Source organism: Gillisia xinjiangensis (assembly GCF_046298265.1).
Classification (GTDB): domain Bacteria; phylum Bacteroidota; class Bacteroidia; order Flavobacteriales; family Flavobacteriaceae; genus Gillisia; species Gillisia xinjiangensis.
In genome coordinates this window covers 51,883-77,181 of record NZ_JBKAHK010000009.1, presented here as the reverse complement: position 1 = coordinate 77,181, position 25,299 = coordinate 51,883, and the positions used below count along the sequence as shown (strand labels likewise).

25 protein-coding genes are annotated in these 25,299 nt (G+C 36.7%); 7 read left to right on the top strand and 18 right to left on the bottom strand.

What is annotated here, in order from left to right; all coding sequences use genetic code 11:
- Positions 1–73: 73 nt before the first annotated feature.
- The 4 genes from ACKGJN_RS14445 to ACKGJN_RS14430 all read right to left on the bottom strand — a co-directional run bounded on the left by ACKGJN_RS14445 (position 74) and on the right by ACKGJN_RS14430 (position 5,277).
- Positions 74–1,288 (bottom strand): hypothetical protein, encoded by a 1,215-nt coding sequence (locus ACKGJN_RS14445; RefSeq protein ID WP_409540259.1) that lies wholly within the window; start codon positions 1,286–1,288, stop codon positions 74–76.
- A 136-nt stretch (positions 1,289–1,424) separates the two neighbouring features.
- A complete protein-coding gene (gene uvrB, locus ACKGJN_RS14440; protein WP_409540258.1) occupies positions 1,425–3,428 on the bottom strand; it encodes an excinuclease ABC subunit UvrB in 2,004 nt (667 codons plus the stop codon).
- A 109-nt stretch (positions 3,429–3,537) separates the two neighbouring features.
- Positions 3,538–4,374 carry an ABC transporter permease gene (locus ACKGJN_RS14435; RefSeq protein ID WP_409540257.1) on the bottom strand — a complete coding sequence of 279 codons (837 nt, stop codon included), beginning with the start codon at positions 4,372–4,374 and terminating at the stop codon, positions 3,538–3,540.
- A complete protein-coding gene (locus tag ACKGJN_RS14430) occupies positions 4,375–5,277 on the bottom strand; it encodes an ABC transporter ATP-binding protein (protein WP_409540256.1) in 903 nt (300 codons plus the stop codon).
- Positions 5,278–5,370: 93 nt separating this feature from the next.
- On the opposite strand from ACKGJN_RS14430, the gene ACKGJN_RS14425 reads away from it, so the two are divergent.
- Positions 5,371–6,426: a hypothetical protein gene (locus ACKGJN_RS14425; RefSeq protein WP_409540255.1), complete on the top strand. Its 1,056-nt coding sequence runs from the start codon at positions 5,371–5,373 to the stop codon at positions 6,424–6,426.
- A gap of 84 nt (positions 6,427–6,510) precedes the next feature.
- Here ACKGJN_RS14425 and ACKGJN_RS14420 read toward each other — a convergent pair whose 3' ends face one another.
- The 8 genes from ACKGJN_RS14420 to ACKGJN_RS14385 all read right to left on the bottom strand — a co-directional run bounded on the left by ACKGJN_RS14420 (position 6,511) and on the right by ACKGJN_RS14385 (position 14,009).
- The gene (locus ACKGJN_RS14420; RefSeq protein ID WP_409540254.1) at positions 6,511–6,732 is read right to left on the bottom strand and encodes a type II toxin-antitoxin system HicB family antitoxin; all 222 of its coding nucleotides are present in this window, start codon (positions 6,730–6,732) and stop codon (positions 6,511–6,513) included.
- Positions 6,733–7,120: 388 nt separating this feature from the next.
- The gene (locus ACKGJN_RS14415) at positions 7,121–8,179 is read right to left on the bottom strand and encodes a nucleoid-associated protein (RefSeq protein WP_409540253.1); all 1,059 of its coding nucleotides are present in this window, start codon (positions 8,177–8,179) and stop codon (positions 7,121–7,123) included.
- A gap of 107 nt (positions 8,180–8,286) precedes the next feature.
- The gene (locus ACKGJN_RS14410; protein ID WP_409540252.1) at positions 8,287–8,799 is read right to left on the bottom strand and encodes an IS1096 element passenger TnpR family protein; all 513 of its coding nucleotides are present in this window, start codon (positions 8,797–8,799) and stop codon (positions 8,287–8,289) included.
- Between the two features lie 100 nt (positions 8,800–8,899).
- The gene (locus ACKGJN_RS14405) at positions 8,900–9,922 is read right to left on the bottom strand and encodes a COX15/CtaA family protein (RefSeq protein WP_409540251.1); all 1,023 of its coding nucleotides are present in this window, start codon (positions 9,920–9,922) and stop codon (positions 8,900–8,902) included.
- A 99-nt stretch (positions 9,923–10,021) separates the two neighbouring features.
- Entirely contained in the window at positions 10,022–11,461 is a 1,440-nt protein-coding gene (locus tag ACKGJN_RS14400) for a CCA tRNA nucleotidyltransferase (protein ID WP_409540250.1), read from the bottom strand.
- A 3-nt stretch (positions 11,462–11,464) separates the two neighbouring features.
- Positions 11,465–12,034 carry an L-threonylcarbamoyladenylate synthase gene (locus ACKGJN_RS14395; RefSeq protein ID WP_409540249.1) on the bottom strand — a complete coding sequence of 190 codons (570 nt, stop codon included), beginning with the start codon at positions 12,032–12,034 and terminating at the stop codon, positions 11,465–11,467.
- Entirely contained in the window at positions 12,021–13,133 is a 1,113-nt protein-coding gene (locus ACKGJN_RS14390) for a glycosyltransferase family 4 protein (protein ID WP_409540248.1), read from the bottom strand. Before ACKGJN_RS14390 ends, ACKGJN_RS14395 begins: the two co-directional genes overlap by 14 nt.
- A 99-nt stretch (positions 13,134–13,232) precedes the next feature.
- Positions 13,233–14,009 carry a DUF5672 family protein gene (locus tag ACKGJN_RS14385; RefSeq protein WP_409540247.1) on the bottom strand — a complete coding sequence of 259 codons (777 nt, stop codon included), beginning with the start codon at positions 14,007–14,009 and terminating at the stop codon, positions 13,233–13,235.
- A gap of 169 nt (positions 14,010–14,178) precedes the next feature.
- On the opposite strand from ACKGJN_RS14385, the gene ACKGJN_RS14380 reads away from it, so the two are divergent.
- Together ACKGJN_RS14380 and ACKGJN_RS14375 are read left to right on the top strand one after the other, a co-directional pair.
- Positions 14,179–14,823: a class I SAM-dependent methyltransferase gene (locus tag ACKGJN_RS14380; protein WP_409540246.1), complete on the top strand. Its 645-nt coding sequence runs from the start codon at positions 14,179–14,181 to the stop codon at positions 14,821–14,823.
- A 24-nt stretch (positions 14,824–14,847) separates the two neighbouring features.
- Positions 14,848–15,609 carry a lipopolysaccharide kinase InaA family protein gene (locus tag ACKGJN_RS14375; protein WP_409540245.1) on the top strand — a complete coding sequence of 254 codons (762 nt, stop codon included), beginning with the start codon at positions 14,848–14,850 and terminating at the stop codon, positions 15,607–15,609.
- A 1-nt stretch (position 15,610) separates the two neighbouring features.
- Here the strand turns inward: ACKGJN_RS14375 and ACKGJN_RS14370 are convergent, their stop codons facing one another.
- The 3 genes from ACKGJN_RS14370 to ACKGJN_RS14360 all read right to left on the bottom strand — a co-directional run bounded on the left by ACKGJN_RS14370 (position 15,611) and on the right by ACKGJN_RS14360 (position 18,641).
- Complete coding sequence (locus ACKGJN_RS14370) at positions 15,611–16,684, bottom strand: CDP-glycerol glycerophosphotransferase family protein (RefSeq protein ID WP_409540244.1); 1,074 nt, start codon at positions 16,682–16,684, stop codon at positions 15,611–15,613.
- Positions 16,681–17,715 (bottom strand): glycosyltransferase family 9 protein, encoded by a 1,035-nt coding sequence (locus ACKGJN_RS14365; protein WP_409540243.1) that lies wholly within the window; start codon positions 17,713–17,715, stop codon positions 16,681–16,683. Before ACKGJN_RS14365 ends, ACKGJN_RS14370 begins: the two co-directional genes overlap by 4 nt.
- Positions 17,716–17,825: 110 nt before the next feature.
- A complete protein-coding gene (locus ACKGJN_RS14360) occupies positions 17,826–18,641 on the bottom strand; it encodes a 2,3,4,5-tetrahydropyridine-2,6-dicarboxylate N-succinyltransferase (protein WP_409540242.1) in 816 nt (271 codons plus the stop codon).
- 87 nt (positions 18,642–18,728) lie between these two features.
- Here ACKGJN_RS14360 and ruvX point away from each other — a divergent pair, with 87 nt between their 5' ends.
- The 4 genes from ruvX (at position 18,729) to mazG (ending at position 21,406) form a co-directional block, all read left to right on the top strand.
- Entirely contained in the window at positions 18,729–19,136 is a 408-nt protein-coding gene (gene ruvX / locus ACKGJN_RS14355; protein ID WP_409540241.1) for a Holliday junction resolvase RuvX, read from the top strand.
- A gap of 219 nt (positions 19,137–19,355) precedes the next feature.
- Positions 19,356–19,946 (top strand): peptide deformylase, encoded by a 591-nt coding sequence (gene def, locus ACKGJN_RS14350; RefSeq protein WP_409540240.1) that lies wholly within the window; start codon positions 19,356–19,358, stop codon positions 19,944–19,946.
- Positions 19,947–20,003: 57 nt separating this feature from the next.
- Positions 20,004–20,423, top strand: a complete 420-nt coding sequence (locus tag ACKGJN_RS14345; RefSeq protein ID WP_409540239.1) for a DUF5606 family protein — start codon at positions 20,004–20,006, stop codon at positions 20,421–20,423.
- Between the two features lie 209 nt (positions 20,424–20,632).
- Positions 20,633–21,406, top strand: a complete 774-nt coding sequence (mazG, locus tag ACKGJN_RS14340) for a nucleoside triphosphate pyrophosphohydrolase (protein WP_409540238.1) — start codon at positions 20,633–20,635, stop codon at positions 21,404–21,406.
- Positions 21,407–21,437: 31 nt separating this feature from the next.
- On the opposite strand, the gene ACKGJN_RS14335 is transcribed toward mazG, so the two are convergent.
- The 3 genes from ACKGJN_RS14335 to ACKGJN_RS14325 all read right to left on the bottom strand — a co-directional run bounded on the left by ACKGJN_RS14335 (position 21,438) and on the right by ACKGJN_RS14325 (position 25,219).
- On the bottom strand, positions 21,438–22,064 hold the full coding sequence (locus tag ACKGJN_RS14335; protein WP_409540237.1) for a class I SAM-dependent methyltransferase: 627 nt from the start codon (positions 22,062–22,064) through the stop codon (positions 21,438–21,440).
- 34 nt (positions 22,065–22,098) lie between these two features.
- A complete protein-coding gene (locus ACKGJN_RS14330; protein ID WP_409540236.1) occupies positions 22,099–24,372 on the bottom strand; it encodes a DUF349 domain-containing protein in 2,274 nt (757 codons plus the stop codon).
- Positions 24,373–24,487: 115 nt separating this feature from the next.
- Entirely contained in the window at positions 24,488–25,219 is a 732-nt protein-coding gene (locus ACKGJN_RS14325; RefSeq protein ID WP_409540334.1) for a shikimate dehydrogenase family protein, read from the bottom strand.
- Between the last annotated feature and the right edge of the window lie 80 nt (positions 25,220–25,299).

Here is a 25,299-nt window from a genome sequence, read left to right as displayed (position 1 = left end):
ATAATGGAGAATGAAGAAAATTTTTTGGTTGAATTAGCTGCATCCGGAAAATGCATCGATGTTGCCACTTTTTTTATTTAAACAAAACCACCCATCTCGTCCCTATACTCTGAATCATAAACCTGTTCCCGGATGAAATTGAAGTGATGTCATTTCCTGTAGAAATATCAAATAAGGTATCGCCACTTAAAAAGTTGAAAGGCCTGTTGCCCATTCCGGGAAAAGCGATTAGAATTAGTATCCTTCCTTTGTTCGTGGAAGCTTCCGGGATTGTTATACTGGAAACCGAGCTGGTAATTCTTAAAGTATAAACTTCCTCCGTAATAATATAGGGGCCAACTGCGGCTCCGGTAGATGAATAATTCATCATGTTGGGATACTTCCAGCTTACATCGCCCGTATTATTGGTGGCTAAAACTTGTTCGCTCTTGCCCCTGGTCGCAGGTAAAATATATTCTTCTTCGGGGGTAAGTCCAATTCCAAGCCTTCCTGCAAAATAACCTGCAAAAACCTTTGCACTGCTGTTACCTTCCGCTTTAGCATATATTCCATAGATAGTTCCCAAACTTGTTGGACTTCCAATTATAGTATAAATACCGTAATTATCGCTTTTTGCACCAACAGTATTTCCTACGCGGTTATAAATCCCATAGATATCATTGGTACCAAGATTTTGATAGGTTTCATTGAAAAACCCGTAATGGATTCCAGTACCCAATCCACCAACATTATTTTTTATTCCGTATTTATTTCCATCTGTAGCGCTCCTATTATTATTTATAATTCCATAGGTGGTTAATTTATCAACTGTGGGATTATTATTGTCTACCTCCAGACCTTTTTTAACAGTGGCATCTGTAACCGAATTCAGAACAATTTGCAGTTTGGCCGTGATTTCCTGTGTACCAATACCAATACTTCCTAATCTGTACATAGGTTCAGATATATTATTTGGATTGCTGCTGGTTCCGGGTTTAAAGAAATTACCAAAACTATTGCCGCTGATGGTTTCCCATTTTATTTCTGAAGCATTCCAGAAGTAAAAGCCTTTGGGAAATTCATTCACGGTTTTGGTTAAATAGATCAACATCGCATCCTGATTTACACCGGGATTTACCGATGGAAATTTATCGATTCTTGGAATTAAAAGTCCATCGATCACCGACGGATTTGAGGGAGAATCTGAAATAATATCAAGTTGCGCCTGTGGATTGGATGTCCCAATTCCAACCTGCGGAAATGAATATAATCCAGATAAAATCGATAAAATAAAAATAAAATTTTTCATATGTTACGGTTTTAGACCGTCACATCAGAAAGAAAAAGTGTAAAAGGGTACTTGAATATATGAATATTAAACTTCTGAAAATTAGTTGTTTGAGAATATTATCAATTATTTAAGAAATATTATTTCGGATTTAAACTTATTCAGCAAGCGCGGTTGTTTTTTCCTGAAGCATTTTTATTTCATCTCTTAAACGGGCTGCCGTCATAAAATCAAGATCTTTGGCAGCGGTTTCCATTTCTTTTCTCTTTTCCCTAATTCGCTTCTCCAGTTGTGCCTTGCTGAAATAAGCAGTTTCTTTTTCTGCTGCTTTTAATGTTGGGGCCGATTCTATTTTGTAGGCTTCTTTCTTTTTAACCAGCGTTTCATTAAAAGCTTTTATCAATGCGGTAGGGGTAATGTTATGTTCTTTATTGAACTCTATCTGTTTTGCCCGGCGATATTCGGTTTGATCTATAGTTAACTGCATGCTTTTGGTTATTTTATCTGCATACAATATCGCCCTGCCTTCAAGGTGTCTGGCGGCACGTCCAATTGTTTGTGTAAGCGAACGATTGCTTCGCAAAAAACCTTCCTTGTCGGCATCGAGAATCGCTACAAGGGATACTTCAGGAAGATCCAGGCCTTCCCGTAATAAATTTACTCCGATTAGCACATCAAAAATACCTCTTCTAAGATCATTCATGATCTCAACCCTTTCCAGAGTGTCTACATCAGAATGAATGTAACGGCATCTTACATTGATCCGGGTAAGATATTTGGTGAGTTCTTCTGCCATTCTTTTGGTTAAGGTCGTAACCAAAACCCGTTGATCTTTTTCAGCACGAACCTGAATTTCTTCAATTAAATCATCGATTTGATTCAGGCTTGGTCTTACTTCTATTACAGGATCCAGCAAACCTGTTGGCCGAATCACCTGTTCGATATAAACCCCTTCTGTTTTTTGTAATTCGTAATCGGCGGGGGTTGCACTTACATATATAACCTGATTCTGAAGCGCTTCAAACTCCTCAAATTTAAGCGGTCGGTTATCCATTGCTGCGGGTAGACGAAAGCCGTATTCCACCAGCGTTTCTTTTCTGGACCGGTCACCTCCGTACATCGCATGTACCTGTGGAATCGTAACGTGGCTTTCATCTATAACCATCAGGAAATCATCCGGGAAATAATCCAAAAGGCAAAAGGGACGCGTTCCTGCGGTCCTTCCGTCGAGATAACGGGAATAATTTTCAATTCCGGAACAGTATCCAAGTTCACGAATCATTTCCAGGTCAAAATTGGTGCGTTCTTCCAAACGTTTTGCCTCCAGGTGTTTTCCAATATCCTTGAAATAATCAATTTGTTTTACTAAATCATCCTGAATTTCCCTGATCGCTCCCTGCAATACATCCGGAGAAGTCACGAACATATTGGCAGGGTAAATATTCAGCCGGTCGTATTTTTCAACTATTTCATTCGTAAGCGGATTAAATGCCTCAATCTCTTCTATATCATCTCCAAAGAAATGTACTCTGAAAGCATGGTCTGCATATCCCGGGAATATATCCACGGTATCTCCCTTAATTCTGAAATTTCCACGGTTAAAATCCGCTTCAGTTCTGGAATATAAACTCTGCACCAGTCGGTGAAGAAGTTTTGTCCTGGAAATATGCATATCTTTTTCAATGGAGATCACATTTTTCTGAAATTCAACAGGATTTCCAATACCATACAAACAGGAAACCGATGCGATTACAAGAATATCCCTTCTTCCACTAAGCAAAGAAGAAGTTGTGCTCAACCGGAGCTTTTCCAATTCTTCATTTCTGGAAAGATCCTTTTCTATATAAGTACCTGACGAGGGGATAAAAGCTTCCGGCTGATAATAATCGTAGTAACTAACAAAATATTCCACTGCATTTTCTGGGAAGAATTGCTTGAATTCTGAGTAGAGCTGGGCAGCTAAAGTTTTATTGTGGGCAAGGATAAGGGTTGGACGTTGTACTTCCTCAATAACATTGGCAACAGTAAACGTTTTTCCAGAACCGGTAACTCCCAGTAAGGTTTGATACTGTTCGTTTTTAGTGAGTCCGGAAACCAATTTTTTGATGGCCTGTGGCTGATCCCCGGTGGGTTTAAAATTGGATTTTATATTGAACTTCATGAATTTCTTTTTGCTAGCTCCGCAAAATTAAGCAATTATCATGCCTATTCAAACCAGGGATTTTTTATTGCTATCTTTTTAACGTTAACCGAGACTTGCAGGTGAGTTATTACAAATCCCTCCTTTTCAGTAATTTGTACGAGAAAAAGACAAAAAGGAATGTCCATACCAGGACTATTAGAAGCTGGTACCAATGTACTCCATAATCTTTATCCAATTCCGATCCAATTTGTGTAGCAGCGGTTTGAATGAAATTTAACCTTGAAAAAGGTTCAATCACAAGATTGCTCATGGAGGCCAGTGGAAAGAACTGAACTATACTTTCAGCAATATCACTGTCGCGGAAAATTCTCCAGGTGAGAATTCCGGATACAATATTTTCCAGGACCCACCAAATAAAAAGAAACCCCAGTGCAAAAGCCGATCGTTTTATCAAAATCCCTATAAACATACAAAAGGAAAAGAATCCAAGAAGTTTGATAAAGTAACCAAGTAAATATTCCATATCTGAAAAAACGATGGAAATTTCGGTGTAATCAGAAAATGAATATCCCAGGATCAGGGAAACCAAAAACAGGAAAAAGGTTGAAATAATTGAAAACAGAACGACCGTCAGGAACTTTGAAAGCACAAATTCTTTCTTGCTTAACCCGTCGATGAGGTTTTGTTTTAAGGTCCGGTTACTGTATTCATTGGACATCATGGATACAATTACAATTGCGAGAAACAATTTTAAAAGTGCTGCAATATAACTGTTGAAATGCCAGATAAAAGGAAAATTAAATATTCCCTGATCTGCCAACCGGAAATGGATTTGTCCTAAATCGAATTCTATGGAAGCGATAAGGGCAATGAAAGTTATCAGGATAAAATAAGTGATAGTAAGAATCTTTGCAGACCTGCTATATTTTAGTTTATGTAATTCTATATCTAGTAAACGAAACATCTAGTGACTTGTTTGGTTGGTTAATTGTAAGAATTGTTCTTCCAGACTTTCTTTGCGCTTGACCAGGTAAGAAAGCACGACCCCATTTTCAAAAAGATAGGAATTCATAGTTTCAGAATCCATAGGTTCTTCCAGAATTGCTGTTACTAAACCTTCAGAATTGGTCACTTTTCCAATTGAAGGATGACTGGATAAAATACGCTCCAATTTCTGTAAATCGGAAGATCTTAATTCAAAAAATCCATGACTTGCATTCATTTCGTCAACCCTTCCGCTGTAAAGCTTTTCGCCTTTTCTGATGATCACAACGTGGGTACAAACTTTTTCAACTTCATCCAGCAAATGTGATGCGAGTAAAATAGTTGTTCCTTCGGAAGCAATACGCCTGATGATTTCTCTAATTTGATGAATTCCCTGAGGATCAAGTCCATTGGTAGGTTCATCCAGAATAAGTATTTCCGGATCATTTAATAGGGCAGAAGCAATGGCAAGCCGTTGTTTCATCCCTAATGAAAAGGTTCGGAATTTACTGTCTTTCCTTTCCAGCAAGCCTACAATTTCCAGTTTTTCTTCAATTTTACTGTGATGAACCCCCTTTATTTTGCATACCAAAGCAAGATTTTGCCTGGCTGTCATATAAGGATAGAAATTAGGATGCTCTATTATTGCACCTACCTGTTTCAGGGCCTCATGGGTAGAATCCTTGCCGTCAAACCAGTGATATTCTCCACTTGTTTTATTCACCACATTTAAGACCATTCCCAGGGTTGTGGATTTCCCACTGCCATTGGGCCCTAATATGCCGTATACGTTCCCTTTCTGGATCGTGAAGGAGAGGTTTTTAACCGCGGTGAGCGGGCCATATTTTTTAGTGAGGTTATTTAGTGTAAGTATTGTCTCCAAGGGATGTTTAGTTTTAACATGGGACGCCGAAGTTAACGTTTTGTTACAGGAGAAGTGAATCAGAACGCGTATTTTTGAAAAAAAAACCATTATATGGAAGAAAAGTTAATGTCCAGGAAAAAACCTTCCTTTCCCATAAATGATAGATTTGACAGTTACCTCACAAGGTACAATAGGAATACAAAAATCCCTGTATTTTACGATGATTTACTGCGTTTTTCAGGTTGTATTACCGTTTTTGACCGCAACGATGAGGATACGTTATGGGTGCGCTGCTATTATGCAGATTCAGAACGGTTGGAGCTGGATGAATCCCTGAAGCATATTTATACGATCCTCCATTCAGACGGAAATGTAGATTCCCTGGAATTTTTGAATGTGGATGCCATTGATTACTGCACTTTTGGGAATTCAAAGCCCTTCAGAATTAAAGTCAGGAATATTTTGAATGATGTTACTACCTATTTCTATGTAAAACTTGCTGATGCCTCCCGGGTTTATGGCCTGGAAATCGAGCATATACTTTCTCCACACAGGATCAATTTTTTGGTCCATAAAGACACCTTAATAGAAGAACACATTGCCGGAATTCCCGGAGATGTTTTTATAGAAGATGAATTGCCCCATTGTGATGAACGGGCAAAAACGCAAATTGCAAAACAGTTTGTGAAATTCAATGAGCGTTGCATGGTTCGGTTGCTTGGGGATATGCGTTCCTATAATTATGTGATAATTCCAACTCACGATTTTGACCATGTAGATTATACTATTCGTGCCATCGATTTCGATCAGCAAAGTTATGAAGGAAATTTGAAGGTTTACAAGCCGCAGTTTTTCAAAGAAAACTTTAAAATGGTCCAGTTGGTTGCCGATAGATTGCAGGCAGATTCTATAGAGCAATATCGCAGGGAAGAACGCTCACTACTGGCCAAAAGAATGATCAATGCCAGAACTCGTTTTAAAGAACTCATACGATGTATGATAAACGATCATGTATCAACCCAGGCAAATGTTAGGCAATTGCGGAAAGATCTGTATGATCTTACCAGGGACATGAAATTTAAAAGGGCACGTACTATGGGACAAATATTGCGCACGGCCCTTGAATTTGTTAGGAGAAATTATGAAGATGTAAATACGAAGTTTTAGGATTGAGAAACCAACTTTTCCAAAGTTTCAAACTTTGGAAAAGTTTAGAACTTTGGAAATAGAATTAAATTTTTTTCTTCCGGACTATGCAAACATCAACCTGCCTTTTGGCGGTGGAATCTTCCTGCCCTTCAATTTGGCAGTTTCAATCCATTCATCAATCACCACTTCTACATTGGCCAAGGCTTGTTGATAAGTCTCCCCATCAGCTTGACATCCGGCTAATTCCGGTACTTCAGCAATTAAGGCTTCATCTTCGTTGCTCCAATAAATAATGATCTCGTATTTATAGATGTTTTTTATCATCTTACAATTCTAACCGATGTTTCACTATTAAGTTTCTTACTTGTTTTACTTGAAAAGGTTTTGCCTTAGCTGATTTTGATTGGATATTTAAGATATCCTCTATACCTTCTTTCATGAAAATATGATGGCTTCCTTTAATCCTTTCATCGAATCTCAATTAATAAATGTCTGAAACCTTCGAAATCAATGTTTTTGTCTGAAGTTCCCCGTAATATTTTAATCAGCATTTTTTCATGCTTACTCATCCAGATGTACCTCTTACAAAAGTAATACTGTTGCGATTAAAAAAAAATTGATAAACTTCTACCTAAAATACGTGTTTTAGATTTAATTGCAAATGCAAATTAAAATTATAATTTTTGGAGGTAGGTTCTTTGGAAAAGTTTAATTAACTCTTTTCTTCCTTATTGAAATAAACAAGATAGTAATACATCTGTTTTTCTTCATCCCAGCCCTTTTCCACGAATTTCTCAGCCGATTCCGGATTGATAAAATCCATCCTTATCTGTATATGCGTATCCAGATTGATGGTATTCTTAATAGTTTTCCTGGCGGCTGTAACGGCGGTGTTCGCAATAGGGAAGGAGGTAAGATCTTCGATTTTATATTTTTGTCCCTTATCTGTTTTATAATTTTTGAATTCCGGAATCAAATCTGGATTATCGATCACAGAGTTCATAAAAGCGGTTTCTTCAAAATCGTCATTTTTTGCAAAATAATCCACACTTCGGTTCATGAACATGACCTCTTCTTTTTTGTCTTCAGCAGGTAAAACCACATCTTTTGCGAAATTCTGACAAAATTTTAAATACTTCTTGGTATAAAAATTATTATCGGCAAGGACATCAACACCTAAAAAGTTCTCAAGCCAGTATTTGGTGTCATATTTATTCGAATCTACAGAAAGGATTTTATAACCTTCCTCTCTGTTTTTGTTGAATATTAGTGCTCCTTTATCAAGTTTTTGAAGATTGATCCCTTGCTGAATGATCATTTCAAGGGTACTTCCTTTTTCCTGAAACTGAAGGAAATCATGTTTTAATTCAGATTTGAATATTCCTATTGCTGAAATCTTCTCGTTATCCAACAACATATTTTCAAAATATACCACATATACTTCTCCGCTTTTGATATGTGGATGGGAGGATTGTTCAAATAACAACGTATTTATTTTTTTGGAAACCTCATGAACGGTTTCCGGCTGATCAAAAATTTTATTAGCTAGATTGAAAAGTTCATTGAATTCCAGATCTGTCTCGTGAAAAAACTGGTAATAACTTTCCTCCTTTTCCCGAAAAGGTTTTAAAAAATACTCCTTGATTAGTGGCGTGATCTCATCATTTAATTCAAAAGGCTCTGCTGAAAGAAAAATATTCTCATTTCGGCTTTTATTTCCAACTCTGTGAATAGAAAGCGATTCAATTTGTGCGTTAAATAGGTTGATCATTTTAGACTTGAGATATTAGATTAGAGATTTTAGAAAATAGTGTTGGATATGAGTATTGAGAAAAATAAACGCTAAACAATAAATGTTGAACAGTAAAAAAAACGTGGCTAATTCCAGTTATCCTCAAAGGGAAGATCATCATAATCCTCTATATCAAAATCTGAATCCATTTCATCTTCTTCAAATTCGTTTTTTTCAGCAATAAACTCCTTGTCTGGAGCTTCCAGGGGAATTTGTCCGTGAACAAACATTAAATTGGGATAATCCCGTCCTGCTTCAGGTTCTGCAATTTCTCCTAATTCGATAAGGAATGTCCACATGCTAAGAAAGTCATACACATAAATCAATTTGGTTTGCGATTCTGAAACTACCGAATCCAATGTTGTTTCATTCATCAACCGGATAGATTCGGCTCCTTCGCTAAGGTCAAATTGAGAGATCTCCTCTCCCTGATTCCAGTCTCCATCGCTTAAATAGAACGAAGCCATTTCATTTCCATCAAATCCGAAAGCATTGATAATTGCATTATGAAAATCTTCTAAAGTAGCTTCTTCTTCAATCTCAATGTCCCGGAAAACATCCTCGTGCGTATCTAATATTATCCTGAATCTATAAATCATGCTGTGTTTTTTATTTTTAATCCCATAAAGGGGCTTCATTCGTTGTCAATTGCTCCTTCTATTCGGACTGACAATATGTACTACCTGTACTTTATAATTGTTATCGGCTAAATCTATGCAGGGTAAATGTCATTGCAGCAAGAAGGAAAAATGCTCCTACCTGATGCAAAATTCCCAACCATAACGGCACGGCAAAAATAAGGGTAAAAACTCCCAAAACAAATTGTACAAGAACTAAAATTAAAAGTGCACTAATTCCGTTGCTTTGCGGGCCGGTAAGATCAAATTTCCGACTTTTAAACCAAATTATACCTATAAGAGCTACCACGATATAAGCGAGGTACCGATGCACAAACTGTACCCCACTTTTTCCTTCCACAAAATTTCTCCATAGTGGCGATTGTTCTATAATTACCGTTTCATGTATGAGTTTACCTTCATTCATCAACGGCCATGTATTATGGATTAAGCCTGCATTTAAGCCTGCTACAAAGGCTCCCCAGATAATCTGGATCAATAAAATTGCCAAGCTAAACCTTAACAAATTTCGAAAAGCGGTTTTTATGGTTTTTTTATCCGGGTACATAATATCCAGTGCTACCCAAAGTGTAAAAGCAAAGGTGATGAATGCGGTGGTAAGATGCATAGCGAGCCTGTAATGACTCACATCCGGTTGATCTATCAATCCGCTTTTTACCATATACCATCCTAAGAATCCCTGGAAACCCCCAAGGAATAATAGAACAATGCATTTTTTCAGGATTTCTGCGCTAAATTTTTTCCTTATCAAAAAATAAAGGAAAGGAACAATAAATACGATCCCCAAAAGTCTGCCTAGTAATCTATGGAACCATTCCCAGAAATAGATTTGCTGGTAATCTTCCAGAGTGAAATCAAAATGAATATTGATCTTCTGGTATTCCGGATATTTTTTATATTCTTCAAAAGCCTCTTCCCATTGCGTGTCTGTAATAGGTGGAATTACCTCGGTTACCAGGTGCCAATCTGTCATGGAAAGTCCGGAATTAGTGAGCCGGGTTATTCCGCCCACTACCACCATTATAAAAATGAGAAAACATCCGGTGAGAAGCCAGATAACAACAGGTCTTTGGTCTTTTTTCATAGCGGAATTTTAGTCTTTCAAATTGCTAAACCTTACCGGAAAAGCCATGATTAACATACGTTTAAAGGCTACTCTCATTTTGATGCTTTCTTTATCTTTTCAGGTCTGGGTATTTTCAGTTTTTAAACCTAGTTCTTTCCCTTTCTGAAGCATAAAATTTCTCGCTGCTTCATATTCATTGGGGATTTCCCCTTCCAGGATAGCCTCTTTGATCGCATCTTTAATAATCCCGATCTCCCTGGATGGTTTCAGGTGAAAAGTCTCCATTATTTCTTCCCCTGTAACAGGAGGTTGGAAATTCCGAACATGATCCCGTTCTTCAACTTCCTTGATTTTCTCCCTTACTTTTTGGAAGTTATTATGGTATTTTTTAAATTTTTTCGGGTTTTTTGTCGTGATATCGGCTTCACAAAGTGTCATTAGATCTTCAATCTCATCCCCCGCATCAAATACAAGCCTTCGCACAGCAGAATCGGTTACATTTTCATCGGCTATCACAATAGGTCTTGAGCTCATCAGTACCAGTTTCTGGACGTATTTCATCTTCTCATTCAACGGCATCCGCAGGCGTTTGAAAAGTTTAAAAACCATTTTAGCGCCTATAAATTCGTGTCCATGGAAGGTCCAGCCAATTTTTTTATGGAATTTCTTGGTAGGTGCCTTCCCAATATCGTGTAAAAGGGCCGCCCAGCGTAACCAAAGATCATCGGTATGATTGGAAATGTTATCCACTACTTCCAGCGTATGCCAGAAATTGTCTTTATGTCGCTGACCTTCTATTTCTTCAATTCCTTCCAGAGCAGTTAATTCTGGTAAAATAAGCGGAAGCAATCCTGTTTTATGCAAAAGTGCAAACCCTATGGAAGGTTTTTCAGAAAGTAAGATTTTATGGAGTTCGTCTACTATGCGTTCTCCTGAAATTATTTTAATGCGCTCCTTGTTCCTGGAAATCGCTTCAAGGGACTTCGATTCAATTTTGAAACCCAATTGAGTAGCAAATCGTATAGCGCGAAGCATTCGCAAGGGATCATCAGAGTAGGTTATATCCGCATCCAGAGGGGTTTTAATAAGTTGAGCTTCAAGATCCCCCAAACCATCAAAAGGATCTATAAGTTCACCAAAATTTTTTTCATTTAAACTTAATGCAAGCGCATTAATGGTGAAATCCCTTCGGTTTTGATCATCTTCCAGGGTTCCATTTTCTACAACGGGATTTCGGCTATTTTCATTATAGCTTTCGGTACGGGCTCCCACAAATTCGATCTCCATATCAAAAGCCCGCAACATAGCTGTTCCGTAATTTTTGAAAATCTGAACTTTGGGTTTATTAGGCAGTAATTGGGAAACTTTTTCCGCCAGGGCAATTCCGCTTCCTACAGCAACAATATCAATATCTTTTGGATCTCCCCGCTCCAAGAGATGATCTCTTACAAAACCACCTATCACATAGCTCTCAAGACCGGTTTCATCGCTTGCGCGGGATATAATTTTAAATATTTCAGGATTGAGTGCGTGGCTGAAATTCTTGTTTTTGGGCATGTCTTATTTGCGTATCACTTTTACAGTCCTGTCGTTACCAATTTTAATTATGGACGAAGGTTTATCTGATATTTTTGAATGTTGCAAATTTACTATATAGTCTACACCTTTTAAAATTTCCGGGGCTATTTGAGCAAAAGATTTTGGAGTAGGCTCCCCACTGATATTTGCAGAAGTTGAAACCAGGGGTTTTCTTAATTTGTAGATAAGCTGTTCGCAAAATTTCTCCTTAACCACACGTATGGCCAGGGTTTCATCTTCGGCAACCAGGTTATTTGCCACCCGAATAGGGTTATCATAAATAATGGTTGTTGGTTTATCTGAATGATCAATAACATCATAAGCAGGATCCGGAACCTTATTTACAAACTGTTCCAGCATTTTTACGCTGTTTACAAGACAAATCATCGCTTTGCTGTCGGTTCGTTTTTTTAATTTATATATCCGCTCTACCGCTTCTGGGTTTGTAGCATCGCAACCAATTCCCCAAACCGTATCTGTGGGATATAAAATGATCCCTCCTTTTTTTAATACTTCCAGGGCTCTCTCGGTTTCGTCCTTAAAATCTTCCATTTAAAACGTTTTTATATTCAATTAAAGTTTTTTGTGCCATTATTCCGGAAGTAAAACTTTGGTGAAGTTTTTCTTTTGAAATGCTGGTAAACTGCTCGCGCAATGCTGAATTATTTTGTAAAGTTACAATATGCCCGGCCAATTGCATAAAATCGAAAGCCTGAGCCAAAAGACCGTTTTCCCCATGTTGAATCACTTCCGGAATACCGCCTACATCTGTGCTTACCACAGGGACCTTATGATAAAATGATTCGTAAATAAATTGTGGAATCCCTTCGCTTTCTGAAGTCATTAAAGAAATATCAAATTGCGGGATAAATCTGGAAGCATCTTCAATTTTATTTAAGAGGCTGATGTGATCTTCCAATTTTAAGTCTTTGATCAATTTCTTAAAAGAAGAAGTCAATTCTGAAAATGCGCCTATTTGAACAAAATGAATATTTTTCACTTTTTGATTATTAACAAGCTCCTCGGCCACCCGAATAAATATTTTAAGATCCTTTGGCCAGATGTGATTGGCGATATTTCCAATAATTAGAGTGTTTTTATTAAGTTTTAAATGATCTTTTATAGAAAATGCATTTTCGGTAGCTTTATCCCTTAGCGATGTGCCGTGATAAATACACTGTAATTTTTCATGTTCTGAAATGTTTTCTTCAGAAACAGCTTTTGTCTTTTCTGAAACGCAAAGGATTTTTTTAAGTTTTGGATAATTATATTTATACAAACTCGATTTACGGGCCTGGATAGGGAAGGAGGTTTTTTTACTGAAAATAAACGGAGGTAAATCTCCCAAATGATCCCCCATTATAGCCAGGGTAAGGGCTGTGCTATCGTGAATGTGGATAAGGTCTATTTTTTGCTTCCTGCATATTTTTACGAGTTTTAAAAAATATCTTGGATCCATTTTAAAATCCAAATGGGCAGGAATAACCTTAAAACCTGTTTTTTTTAAATGTTTTTGAAACTGACTGTTATGGGGACAAAATATGATATTTACAATTTCAGGATCCAGAAAACCCAGCTCAACACAAAGGTTTTCAATATGCTTTTCCCCTCCACCCCAATTTTTTACCGCTGAAAGATGTAGAATGGTCATACTTTAATGCTGAATAATTGAATATAGTTTTGCTTCAGAAAATTGATGTGCAAATTTACAATATTAATAACCCGATAGGAATTTACATGATAAGAAAGATCAATGGGTACTATCTCGGCCAGTTTTTGAATACGCTTTATCCAATATTGGTTTCCAAAACTCAATAACTTTGGGTTTATTAATACCGTGGCAGCCAAAGGGAAGTTCATTTTTATTAATCTTTAAAGCCAGTTTGGGCTTACGGTCGATTGCAAATTTTACTGCTTCTTTATATTCGGGTATGGAGAACTCTGGAAAAAATTCGGGGACCTTTAAAGACCAGAACACATCTTCAATGGCATAGATTTCATCTTTCTTTTTTAGTTGGTTTTGAATGTTATTTGCCAGTTTATTCGAAATCTCATAGAATGTTTTGGTTTTCCGTAAGGAAAATCCGCCATTCCCAACCTTAAAAAAAATTGGTGCTCTTTTTTTAAATTTCTTTGAAGCAAAAAGTTTAAGAAATTTTGATAAAATATTTTGCGTAGCTATCCATGGTGACCCAATATAATCGTAATTTTTGTTGCACCAGGTAGTCAATTCATCTCGAAAAACAAATGCATCCAACTGGTAAATCAAAATGTAGTCATATTCCAGGAAGCGCTCATAAAAATGGGATTCCACCAAAAGCCGGTTATAGCCCTGAATGTCTTTAAAGTATTCAGGATCAAATTCTTCATTTTTAAAAGGCAGTAGCCGTGCTGAAGGATTTAAACCTTTTGGGCTGGCATAAAAAATATCATGACTTCCAAGTACCTTATTACATTGGTTTAATGACATTTTTTCAATTTCCGTTAATTCGGTTTTATAAATTGGTATTACTACGGCAGCCTTCATTCAGTAAAAAAATTTAGAAAACGAAGATACTATTAAAGTAACAGTACTGAAACTTCAGAATTTAAAAATCTATTTTATTCGATGGCTTTAGTGTTTATGTAAGTCCGGTTTTCAGCAATAAAAATTTCTTAGCTTTTACTTCCTTCAATTATAGTTATATTTGTTTCTTATGGATTACGAAAACAAACCTGAAGGTTATTATAATAACATTCGTTATGAAATGTTAAAATATCTTCCACTAGATGCAAAAACGGTTATTGATATAGGATGTGGAGATGGTTCTTTTGCGAAAGTAATTAAAGAGAGAACCGGTGCGCAAGTTTGGGGAATTGAATATATGAAGGATGAAGCACTAAGGGCTGAAAAAGTGCTGGACAAAGTCTATTCTGGCCCTTGTGAAGACCATCTCGATCAATTGCCAAAACACTTTTTTGATGTTGTTTATTTCAACGACGTACTGGAACATCTGGTTGACCCATATACGGTTCTGGAAAAAATTAAAGTCCATCTTAAACCTGGTGGAATTGTTATAAGTTCCATTCCCAATATACGTTATCATAATGCACTTATTAAACTCTTGTTTAACAAGGAATGGGAGTATAAGGGGTCCGGGGTGATGGATAAAACACACCTTCGGTTTTTTACCGGAAAAAGTATTTTAAAAATGTATGAAAGTCTGGGTTATGAAGTTCAGGTTCATGAAGGAATTAATAAGAGTAGGTCTCTAAAGCCTTATCTTTATAATATTCCTCTTTTGTTCACGCATTTGGATATTCGATATCCCCAATATGCCACCGTGGCAAGTTTTAAATAATTTTTTGAAAAGATAATTTGAAAAATGAAAATTGTTATTTCAAATAATTACCAGGAGGAACCAGGAGATAGGATTCTTAAATTAATTAAAAATTTTAATCGCAAGGGAATTCATATCAATGACGGTAAACGTAATAGTATTAAAGTATTTGATTTAAACGGAAAAAAGGTCAATATAAAATCTTTTAAACTCCCCAATCCGGTCAATAAAATAGTCTACCGGTTTTTTAGAAAATCTAAGGCAGAGCGCTCTTTCACCTATGCTGAATATCTTATTTCAAAAAATATTGGAACTCCCTATCCTATAGCTTTCGCCGAGAAAAAATCGGGGTTCACTTTTCAGGAGAGCTATTATATAAGCGAACATTTAGCGTATGATCTAACCTTCCGGGAATTGGTAAATGATCCCAATTACCCTCAGCGCGAAGAAATTTTAAGGGCTTTCACGCGGTTTACCTATGAACTGCACGAAAAAAAGATTGAGTTTTTAGATCATTCTCCCGGAAACACTTTAATCCAGGTGCAAGATGGAACCTACAAATTTTTCCTGGTAGATCTTAACCGGATGAATTTTAAGGAACTAAACTTTTTGGAACGCATGAAAAATTTCTCCAGACTTACTCCTAAAAAGGAAATGATAGAGGTGATGTCTAATGAATATGCTTCCCTAATCAATAAACCTGAAGCTGAAGTTTTTAAGGAAATGTGGATGTATACCAATAATTTTCAGAAAAAATTTAGGCGTAAAAAGCAATTAAAGAAAAAGCTTAAATTCTGGAAGAACTAAATCATTCAAACTTAGGAAGTGTTATTGGCCGGTGAAAACTTGACAGGGTGAAATACCCCAGTTTTTTTCTCATCTTATATTTCCTAAGCAGGTTAAGGGGTTTCTTTTTAAGATGGGATTTGTCTTTATGTAGAAACTCAATACAGGCATCTATAACCCGTTCGCTTGATCTTCCGTCGGTATATGGATGTGAAAATTGACTGAATTTTTTTATTTCCTGCAACAATTCCTGAGGGGGATTCAAGGCGTTTTCCAGCGCAGGTTCGATCTCAGAAACCGATGAAATATCGATTAAATAAGGCCCGGGCATATTATTTTTGAAAGTAACCACAGTTTTTTCTTGAATAAGAAATTCTATTAATGCCGAAGTGGTATCGGCAAACATCACATCGGCCTTTTTAAAGAGCGGAATAAGATCCGTGGTATTATAAAATGTGAAATTTTCATGTTGCATCGCTTCAAATTTCGAGTATACAGAAGCGTCCAGTTTTGGATGCAGAACAGCGATAAATTCCCATTTTCCAAGTTTTGAAAGCCGCTGCAGTTCTGCAACCACTTCATCTTTTAACGCCAGACTATATTGTTTGGTAAAGGTAGAGGCGATTAAAATTACTGGTTTTTTTGCAGAATTTTTTTCAGTAATTGGAAATAAAGGATCCATTTTAGACCAGCCGGTTTCCTTAACCTCAAAGGTTTTATGCTTTTCTGCCAGTTTTTTAAAAATTGAAGTGGAAGATGGACCCTGGGTGCAATAAAGGTCAAAAAATCCACGAATTGTAAACTGGTCGGTTCCTTTTCGTTTATTGGCTGGAAACCCGTGAAAAATTTGGACTTTTATTCCCGGAAAAAAATCGGGTACGCTATCGTTAATCGTTAAAACTACGTGGGGATTGTATTCAATTGCATTTTGAACTGTATTTAACAATTTACCGTATTCAGGAAAAAAAGCTTTGGTGTACTCCTCATCGGCGAACCATTTCACTTCAAACCCACGTTTTAAAAGCTCTTTTTGTAAGGGTTCCCCTATTGGAAGTGCGTAGGAATGACTTATATAAATTAAGAATCGATACTTCATGGTTTTATACGTTGCAGGAACTGATGTAATTTAGCTGAAATAAGTTCAGGTTTAAATTTGGTATAGAATTCTGCATTTAGCGAATGTAATTCCTTTTTGCTTTTATTCAGAAAAATTTCAGGCACAAAATCCTGTAAATGGACAGAAACATTGGTGATCTCATCTTCATATACATTCCAGTGTTCCTTGTTTACAGAAGGAGAAAAGATAGCAAAGGTTGGTATTTTCATGGCTTTAGCCATATTCACCGCACCGCCTTCATTCCCTATCAATGCATCGCATTGGGAGGTGAGCGCCATAAACTCCCTTAAGCTTTTTCCGAAAATGTCGAGGTGAATGTGCTTTTGGGTTTTTTCGTTGCACAACTCATAAATATTCCGGGCTTCATCCATTTGGGAGGGGATATAATTGAACAATAACTGGGCTTCGGTTTCTTCAATTATTTTATTAAGTAAAACAGCAAGAAATTCCGGGGGGTAGGTTTTATTTTTTGAACTTCCCAAAACCGATATCATCACCAAAGGTTTTGCGGCATTAATTCCAGAACCGGATAATATTTGTGTAGCAAAAGAAATTTCAGCAGCGGTAAGATAGATTTTAGGTTTTATTTCCGCAGGGAAATTTTTATGCAAAGGCTGTAACAATTGCACGCGTTTTTCAATGGCCAGGCCGCCCTTTGTTTTTGAAATTATATTGCGATCAAATACATCTGAATAAAAAAATCGGGTATACCATTTGTTAAAGGAAATACGCAATTTTGCTCCTGAAAACCATGAAATAAAAGCAGTTCCTATCTTTGAATAGACATCAATTACTACCTCATATTTTTCCTTTTTCATTTTCTGAAGAAATGAAATAAAATTTAAGGGCTTTTTATCTGAATCTTCAAAAAGGATCAGCTTATCTATAAACGGATTATTTTCAACAACGGGTCGCGTACGGGGATAAATTAAATAATGCAGCTCAGCCTCAGGATATTTATCCCGAAGCGCTTCAAATAAGATCGAGGATGTAAGAACATCCCCAATCATTTTTTGCTGTATAATTAATATTTTCATAAGCCCACCCCAACCCCTCCCGACGGGAGGGGCTTTTTAATTATTTTAGTTCTATAAAATCCTACTTAGGGGGTTAGGAGGCTTTACACCGCCACATTATATTCCCTTAAAGCATCATTTAAAGAGGTTTTCTTATCGGTGCTTTCTTTTCTTTTTCCAATGATCAATGCACAGGGTACCTGAAATTCTCCAGCGGGGAATTGTTTGGTATAACTTCCCGGGATAACCACAGATCGTGAAGGGATATACCCCTTGATCTCTTTGGGTTCTGTTCCTGTTACATCAATTATTTTCGTCGATCCTGTAAGAACCACATTGGCGCCTAAAACGGCTTCTTTTTCAACTCTGATTCCTTCTACAACGATACATCTTGAACCTACAAAGGCATTGTCTTCAATAATTACCGGTGCAGCTTGTAGAGGTTCCAAAACCCCGCCAATTCCTACACCACCACTTAAGTGAACATTTTTACCGATTTGAGCACAGCTTCCCACGGTTGCCCAGGTATCTACCATAGTGCCTTCATCTACATAGGCTCCAATGTTTACATAACTCGGCATTAAAATCACTCCTGAAGAGATATATGCTCCGTATCGTGCAACCGCATTTGGAACTACCCGAATCCCTTTGTCTGCAAAACCACTTTTTAGGGGAATTTTATCGTGGTATTCAAAAATTCCGGCTTCAAGGGTTTTCATCTTTTGAATAGGGAAATAAAGTACCACCGCTTTTTTCACCCATTCATTTACCTGCCAGCCATCGGTTGTTGGCTCGGCAACGCGAAGTTCACCTTCATCCAGATGATTGATTACTTGTCGAATAGCATCGATAGTTATAGAATCGCTTAGCAAACTTCGGTCTTCCCAAGCCTTGGTAATAATATCTTCCAGTGATTTCATTTCAATAAGTTTTCAGCAAATATAACAGCTTATGTCCGATTTTTGGGAGTATAGGAAGATAAACCTTATATTTGCGTAAAATTTGCAATGGCACGGATTATGGCTTTAGATTATGGTGTTAAGCGCACCGGAATTGCGGTAACCGATGATTTTCAAATCATTGCGTCCGGCCTCGCGACTATTCCTACCAAAGAATTGATCCCTTATCTCGAGAACTATTTTAAGATTGAAAATGTGGAGCTCGTTCTTGTAGGGGAACCAAAACAAATGGATAATACTGCTTCCAATAATGAAGTTCCAATTCAGGAGTTTTTGAAGAAGTTTCAGGAAAAGTTTCCGACTATGCAAATGAAACGGGTAGATGAACGTTTTACATCGAAAATGGCAGTTAGAACGATGATCGATAGCGGATTAAAAAAGAAAAAGCGCCAGAATAAAGCTTTGCTGGATGAAATAAGTGCAACGATCATTCTGCAATCCTATCTTTATAAATGATGTAGGAAAGTGGGAATAGAATATGGAATATAGAGAAAAGAAAAAAGAGAAAAATATTCGTGCATTCGTGGCTAAAAAAACAAGATAACAAGGGGGATTAATGTTTTAAAGCGGTCAGAATTAATCAGGCAAGTTTTATATTAAATTTCACAGCCATAAAAAACATGAAAAGTAGATTTTTTTAAATAAACATTATTCAATATTAATTATACATTTTAAATGATTTTACCAATTATTGCATACGGGGATCCGGTTTTAAGAAAGAAGGGAAAGGAGATCGCTAAAGAATACCCAAACCTGGATAAACTTATTGAAAATATGTGGGATACCATGTATGAAGCATACGGAGTAGGACTTGCAGCTCAACAAATTGGACTTCCAATACGTTTGTTTATTATCGATCCAAGTGCTTTTGGGGAAGATGAAGAATTGGAACTTGCAGAACAAAACCAATTAAAAAATCTTAAAAAGGTTTTTATAAACCCTACAATTGTAGCCGAAGAGGGAGAAGATTGGGCATTTAATGAAGGATGCTTAAGTATTCCGGAAGTACGGGAAGATGTCTTCCGAAAAAAACAAATCACCATAGAATATCAGGACGAAAACTTTAATTCTTTTCGTGAGGTTTATGAGGGACTGGCCGCCAGGGTTATCCAACATGAATATGATCATATTGAAGGGATTTTATTTACCGATAAACTATCAAGTCTTAAAAAGCGTTTAATCAAAGGAAAGCTTGCAAACATTTCAAAGGGAAAGATAGATGTCGATTATAGAATGCGTTTTCCGGCAGTGAAAAAAGGCCGTTAATTCTTTTGTTATTAAGCACAGAGAAGTGATATTTGCCAGCCAAAATTTATAAAAAATATGGGTTTAGAAAAAATTTTATCGATTTCCGGAAAACCGGGATTATATGAATTAACAGCACAAACCCGCGGTGGTTTTGTTGCAAAATCCATTATTGATGGAAAAAAAATAGCGGTCAACGTTCGTCATAATGTTAGTTTGCTTAGCGAAATTGCTATTTACACTTACACCGAGGAAGTTCCTCTTGGAGAGATCTTTAAAAAGATAAGTGAGAAAGAAAACGGAGGAGAAGCTATAGATCACAAAGCGTCCAAAAAGGAGCAAGAGGCCTATTTTGCTGAAATACTTCCGGATTATGACGTAGAAAGAGTTTACCAAAGCGACATAAAAAAAATTCTTCAGTGGTATAATTTACTCGTGAAAAATGATTTCACCGATTTTTCAAAACCAGAAGAAAAAACTTCAGACGAAGAAGAATAGGCTTAAATTATCTAATAGTATAAAGCAGTTTTAATTTTATTAAAGCTGCTTTTTTGTTTTGATCTCTCATTGAGGGTTTGCCGCGAATTTTCAAAAGTAATTTCCTCCCGAATTATCGGGACATAACTTGTGGGTTTGCCCCGAGGTTTTTTTGATTAATTTTCGGTTTAAAATAATCACAGTTGTATTTTTACAAAAAAATCAGAGGAATGAATTCAAGAAAGGATCAATTACAGGCATTTGACAGACTTTTAACCATTATGGATGAGCTACGGGAACAATGTCCGTGGGACCGGAAACAAACCCTGGAGTCGCTTCGGCATTTAACTATTGAAGAGGTTTATGAATTGGGGGATGCGATTCTTGAAAAGGATATGCAGGAGATAAAAAAAGAGCTTGGAGATGTTTTATTACACCTGGTTTTCTACGCAAAAATCGGGAGTGAAACCAATGATTTTGATATTGCCGATGTAACGAATTCAATTTGTGATAAATTGATTTCAAGGCATCCGCATATATATGGAGATGTGGAAGTGGCAGATGAGGATGAAGTAAAAAGAAACTGGGAGAAGCTGAAACTTAAGGAAGGTAAAAAAAGTGTTTTGGAAGGGGTACCTGCTTCATTGCCTGCTTTGGTGAAAGCGAGCAGGATTCAGGAAAAAGTTGCCGGAGTGGGATTTGACTGGGAAGAGCCCCAACAGGTTTTTGAAAAACTGAAAGAAGAGCTGGAAGAATTACAGGATGAAATCAAGGTGATGAATACCGATAAAATGGAAGCCGAATTTGGAGATGTTTTATTTTCAATGATTAACTATGCCAGATTTTTAAAGATCAATCCGGAAAATGCACTGGAACGAACCAACAAAAAGTTCATTAAACGCTTTCAGTATCTCGAAGGAAAAGCCAAAGAGAGAAATAAATCCCTAAGTGAGATGACTCTGGCAGAAATGGATGTTTTTTGGAATGAGGCTAAACTTTTATAATTCAGGAAACCTGGGGGTAAGCCGGAATATACTATTTTTCAAATACGATAAGTTTCGGAGTGATTTCTAAATTTTTAAATCCAAAAGTTCCCCTGATCCATTCCAGACTTTCTTCAGAATAAAAAAATACATGCGTGGGGTCGTTCTTATAATACCACCTGTTAAAATCTATAGTCTCATAAAAAATCGAAGTTTTACAGTAAAGTTTCCCGCCGGGATTTAAAAGTTCATAGAGTCGCTTAAATTCTTCGAAAGGCCTATGGAAATGTTCCATTACTTCACAACAAATTATAAAATCATAGGTTTCTTCAAGAACTTTAGGATGGTTCTCAAAATAAGGGTCATATAAATTGATTTTATAAGAATGCTTTTGCAGCTCAGTGGTTGCAACCGGTCCTGTGCCACAGCCATAATCCAATCCGCGTGAGTTGATAGAAAAATCTCGTAATACCCGGGAAGTGATCGGACCCACAAAATTTTGATAGCGGGGATCACATACATCGTTATTATGTTCCAAATAACGCTCCTTTTCAGAGGTTGCAGTAATATAATCTCCGGGATGAAGGAGTACAGCTTTGCAGTTTTGGCAACGGATGTATTTTCGGTCTTCCTTTCTAAAAAATTCCGTCATCTTACCCTTACAAAGCGTACATTTCATTTGTGTGAAATTGAAAAAATCCTCCTGAACTTATTTAGTATATAGATTTAATTTTTTCCAGTTTTTCCTTCCAAACCTTTAGTTGTTCTTTTTGATCTGCAATGTTTTTATGAACTTCCTTAACCAGTGGGTTTTCATCGTCTACATTGGAGAAGAATTGTAAATTGTTCTCCAGCTGGCGAATATCTGCGATTGTTTCCTCCACTTTTTTGCTAAGGAAATAATGTTCATTTCTTAATTTTTTATCATCATCTGCATTGTTTAAAGCCTGGATTTTATTCTCATACTTCATCATTTCCGCTTTGGTGCGGTCTACATCCAGTTTAGAAAATAATTGGTCTAACAACTTGTTGAATTTCCCTTCTATAAAACGTTTGTTATAAGGTACTTTTCCTATGTTTTTCCACTCTTCTATCGCAGCCTTTATCTTTGGAAGATCTTTTTTCTTCTCTCCCGAAAAATCAAAGGATTTCAATCCGTCCAGAATTTCTTTCTTTTGTTCAAATGCCTTTGCCTCTTCCGTATTTTCTTCATTGTTGGATTTGTGAAGACGGTCAAAATAATGGTTACAGGCAGCCTTAAATTGTTTCCATACCTTATCGCTGTCCTTTCTTGGAACGTGACCAACCTTTTTCCAATCGGCCTGGACTTTTTTCATTAAAGCAGTGGTTGCTTTAAAGTCTTCACTATCCTTATTATCTTCTGCAAGTTGTATGAGTTCCCGTTTTTTCTCAAGGTTATCGTATTGTTCTTTTTTCAGTCCTTTATAATATGCATTCTTATTGCGGTTAAACTGACGAACATTTTGTTTGAATTCACTCCAGGTCGCTTCGTTCTTTTCCCTAGGTACTTTACCTGCTTTAAAGAACATATCCCGTAGGGCTTCCAGTTCCTTGATTTTTTGTTGCCACTGGTTGTGGGTGGTAAACTTTGCTTCTGCCAGTTCCCGGATCTTAGAAATAATCTCTTGTTTTACTTCCAGGTTCTTCTCAAATTCTTTTTCAAGATCGTCATAGTACGCCTGACGCAAATCGTGAATTTTTTTGGTAGCATCGCTAAAACGTTCCCAGATATCGTCCCTAAATTCTTTTCCTACAGGTCCAAGTTCTTCCTTCCACATCTTGTGAAGCATTTGAAGTTCTCTAAATGCCCTGCTTGTGTCCTGTTCCTGTGTAAGTTCCTCTGCACGGTCTATGATCTTCAGCTTTTGCTCCAAGTTGTGCTTGAAATCCATATCGCGGAAATCGCGGTTCAAATGCAAAAAGTCGTAAAAATTCTCAACGTGATGATGGTAGGTATTCCATACGGTATTGTATTTATCCCGTGGAATTGGTCCTGCAGTACGCCATCTGTCCTGTAATTCCTTAAAGTGCTTGTAGGTAGTATTGATGTTTTCTTCAACATCTATCAGCCCTTTAAGTTCTTCTATAATTTGAAGTCTTATATTCAGGTTTTTATTAAGATCCTGCTTTAACTGCTGGTAATAATTATTTCGTTTTTCCTTATAATCAAAATAAACCGAGTTGAATTCTTTTTTGATAGGAGTGGAGTAATGAAAGTCTATGACATTTCCACCATCGGCAAGAAATTCTTCCTTCTTCTCTTCAAGTTCCTCATCAAATTTAGCATTGAATTCTGCCTTTATTTCTTCAATATGCTCTTTTATTGCCTGGATCTTTTCCTTTTGAACCAATAGTTGCATTTCGGCAACAAGTTCTTCCTTGGACATCGCATGATAATCTTTTTTTACAATCCCGTGTCGCTCAGAGGTGCTTGCATCTTCGCTGTCTTCAGCTACAGAATCTTCAAATTCAGACTTTACATTTTTTTTCTCCACAGGCTTTTTATCTTCATCTTCCTCTTTATCTATGGCATTCTTCGTACTGCCTGATTTCTGAGCTTCGGTAAAATTTTCCTCTATCTCTTTAGTTTCAGATAATTTTTCTGAATCTTCTTTTTCGTCTACCATCGCCTTTTCCAAAGTATCGTCATTTTCTTCCGATTCTTCTTTTTTATTTGTTTCTGAAATATCGCTTTCAGCTGAAGAGGTTTTTTCTGGATCAGGTTCGTCCTTTTTATTTTCTTCAGTTTTTTCTGCTGAAGGCTCTTCTGAAGCAAATTCGGCTTCAGGTTGTATTACATTAGAATCTTCAGCGGCTTCGGAAATTATCTCCTCTGTGGATTTATCTTTCCTGCTGTCATTGGAATCTTCCGTTATTTTGCTGTTTTCACCGGCAACATTTTCAGATTTTTTTAAATCGTCGTTGGGAAGTTCTTTCTTCGTGTTTTCATTTTCTTGCTGAGACATATCTTTCAATGTTAAGGTTCGTTCAAATTATTAATTCTGAAAGATACTAACTCCACCAAAACCTGCCAAGATTTTGCTTTAATTTATAATGTGTATATGGAAAAAATGGCACTGCTTATTTATTCCAGATTTCCCAAGCCTTTTCTGCCTGAAGTTCCAGCATTTTCTGTCCATTAAGAACTTTAGCAGCATTATGAAGTGCCAGTTTCATTAATTTTGTAATAGAGGGATTGTAGATTAAATCGAATAAAAGATGTTCTGAAGTGAAATGAACTGTTGGGATAGGGGGGAATTCCCCGGTTTTAGGATGCGTTCCAAGAGGCGTGCAATTGATTATTAATTTATAAGTATCAAAATGGCTTTTGTTCAATTCGGTATAGCTAAGATCTTCGGCCAAGGGAGAACGTGAAACGAATTTAAATTTAATCTTTAATTCTTTTAAACCATAAGCTATGGCTTTTGAAGCGCCACCTTTTCCCAAAATGAGCGCGTGTGTATGCTGTTTCTTTAAATGCGGTTTTAAGGATTCCAGAAACCCAAAATAATCGGTATTATAGCCTGTTAGTTTTCCTGAATCTTCAATTTTAATGGTGTTAACAGCTCCAATTTTCTTTGCAATGGGATCCAGCTGATCCAGAAAAGGGATGATCGTTTCCTTGTAGGGAATAGTGACATTTAGTCCTTTAATTTCAGGATTTTCAGAAATCAAATCAGGGAATTCCACGATTTTATCCAGGTCAAAATTTTTATAAACCGCAGAAATATTTTCCGATTCGAATTTATTTCCGAAGTAATTCCGGGAAAATGAATAGGCTATATTTTTTCCTATAAGACCATACGTATTCATATGCAGATATTCATTTTTTTTATTTGTCATATGCAATTCGCATATATTAATTTGTGTATGAACGGAGTTTCCGTTACGCT

Bases quoted from the DNA above. Each gene is read 5' to 3' on its own strand.
- ACKGJN_RS14445 (WP_409540259.1), bottom strand. From the start codon at position 1,288: ATGAAAAATTTTATTTTTATTTTATCGATTTTATCTGGATTATATTCA.
- uvrB (WP_409540258.1), bottom strand. From the start codon at position 3,428: ATGAAGTTCAATATAAAATCCAATTTTAAACCCACCGGGGATCAGCCA.
- ACKGJN_RS14435 (WP_409540257.1), bottom strand. From the start codon at position 4,374: ATGTTTCGTTTACTAGATATAGAATTACATAAACTAAAATATAGCAGG.
- ACKGJN_RS14425 (WP_409540255.1), top strand. From the start codon at position 5,371: ATGGAAGAAAAGTTAATGTCCAGGAAAAAACCTTCCTTTCCCATAAAT.
- ACKGJN_RS14420 (WP_409540254.1), bottom strand. From the start codon at position 6,732: ATGATAAAAAACATCTATAAATACGAGATCATTATTTATTGGAGCAAC.
- ACKGJN_RS14415 (WP_409540253.1), bottom strand. From the start codon at position 8,179: ATGATCAACCTATTTAACGCACAAATTGAATCGCTTTCTATTCACAGA.
- ACKGJN_RS14410 (WP_409540252.1), bottom strand. From the start codon at position 8,799: ATGATTTATAGATTCAGGATAATATTAGATACGCACGAGGATGTTTTC.
- ACKGJN_RS14405 (WP_409540251.1), bottom strand. From the start codon at position 9,922: ATGAAAAAAGACCAAAGACCTGTTGTTATCTGGCTTCTCACCGGATGT.
- ACKGJN_RS14400 (WP_409540250.1), bottom strand. From the start codon at position 11,461: ATGCCCAAAAACAAGAATTTCAGCCACGCACTCAATCCTGAAATATTT.
- ACKGJN_RS14395 (WP_409540249.1), bottom strand. From the start codon at position 12,034: ATGGAAGATTTTAAGGACGAAACCGAGAGAGCCCTGGAAGTATTAAAA.
- ACKGJN_RS14390 (WP_409540248.1), bottom strand. From the start codon at position 13,133: ATGACCATTCTACATCTTTCAGCGGTAAAAAATTGGGGTGGAGGGGAA.
- ACKGJN_RS14385 (WP_409540247.1), bottom strand. From the start codon at position 14,009: ATGAAGGCTGCCGTAGTAATACCAATTTATAAAACCGAATTAACGGAA.
- ACKGJN_RS14380 (WP_409540246.1), top strand. From the start codon at position 14,179: ATGGATTACGAAAACAAACCTGAAGGTTATTATAATAACATTCGTTAT.
- ACKGJN_RS14375 (WP_409540245.1), top strand. From the start codon at position 14,848: ATGAAAATTGTTATTTCAAATAATTACCAGGAGGAACCAGGAGATAGG.
- ACKGJN_RS14370 (WP_409540244.1), bottom strand. From the start codon at position 16,684: ATGAAGTATCGATTCTTAATTTATATAAGTCATTCCTACGCACTTCCA.
- ACKGJN_RS14365 (WP_409540243.1), bottom strand. From the start codon at position 17,715: ATGATTGGGGATGTTCTTACATCCTCGATCTTATTTGAAGCGCTTCGG.
- ACKGJN_RS14360 (WP_409540242.1), bottom strand. From the start codon at position 18,641: ATGAAATCACTGGAAGATATTATTACCAAGGCTTGGGAAGACCGAAGT.
- ruvX (WP_409540241.1), top strand. From the start codon at position 18,729: ATGGCACGGATTATGGCTTTAGATTATGGTGTTAAGCGCACCGGAATT.
- def (WP_409540240.1), top strand. From the start codon at position 19,356: ATGATTTTACCAATTATTGCATACGGGGATCCGGTTTTAAGAAAGAAG.
- ACKGJN_RS14345 (WP_409540239.1), top strand. From the start codon at position 20,004: ATGGGTTTAGAAAAAATTTTATCGATTTCCGGAAAACCGGGATTATAT.
- mazG (WP_409540238.1), top strand. From the start codon at position 20,633: ATGAATTCAAGAAAGGATCAATTACAGGCATTTGACAGACTTTTAACC.
- ACKGJN_RS14335 (WP_409540237.1), bottom strand. From the start codon at position 22,064: ATGAAATGTACGCTTTGTAAGGGTAAGATGACGGAATTTTTTAGAAAG.
- ACKGJN_RS14330 (WP_409540236.1), bottom strand. From the start codon at position 24,372: ATGTCTCAGCAAGAAAATGAAAACACGAAGAAAGAACTTCCCAACGAC.
- ACKGJN_RS14325 (WP_409540334.1), bottom strand. From the start codon at position 25,219: ATGAATACGTATGGTCTTATAGGAAAAAATATAGCCTATTCATTTTCC.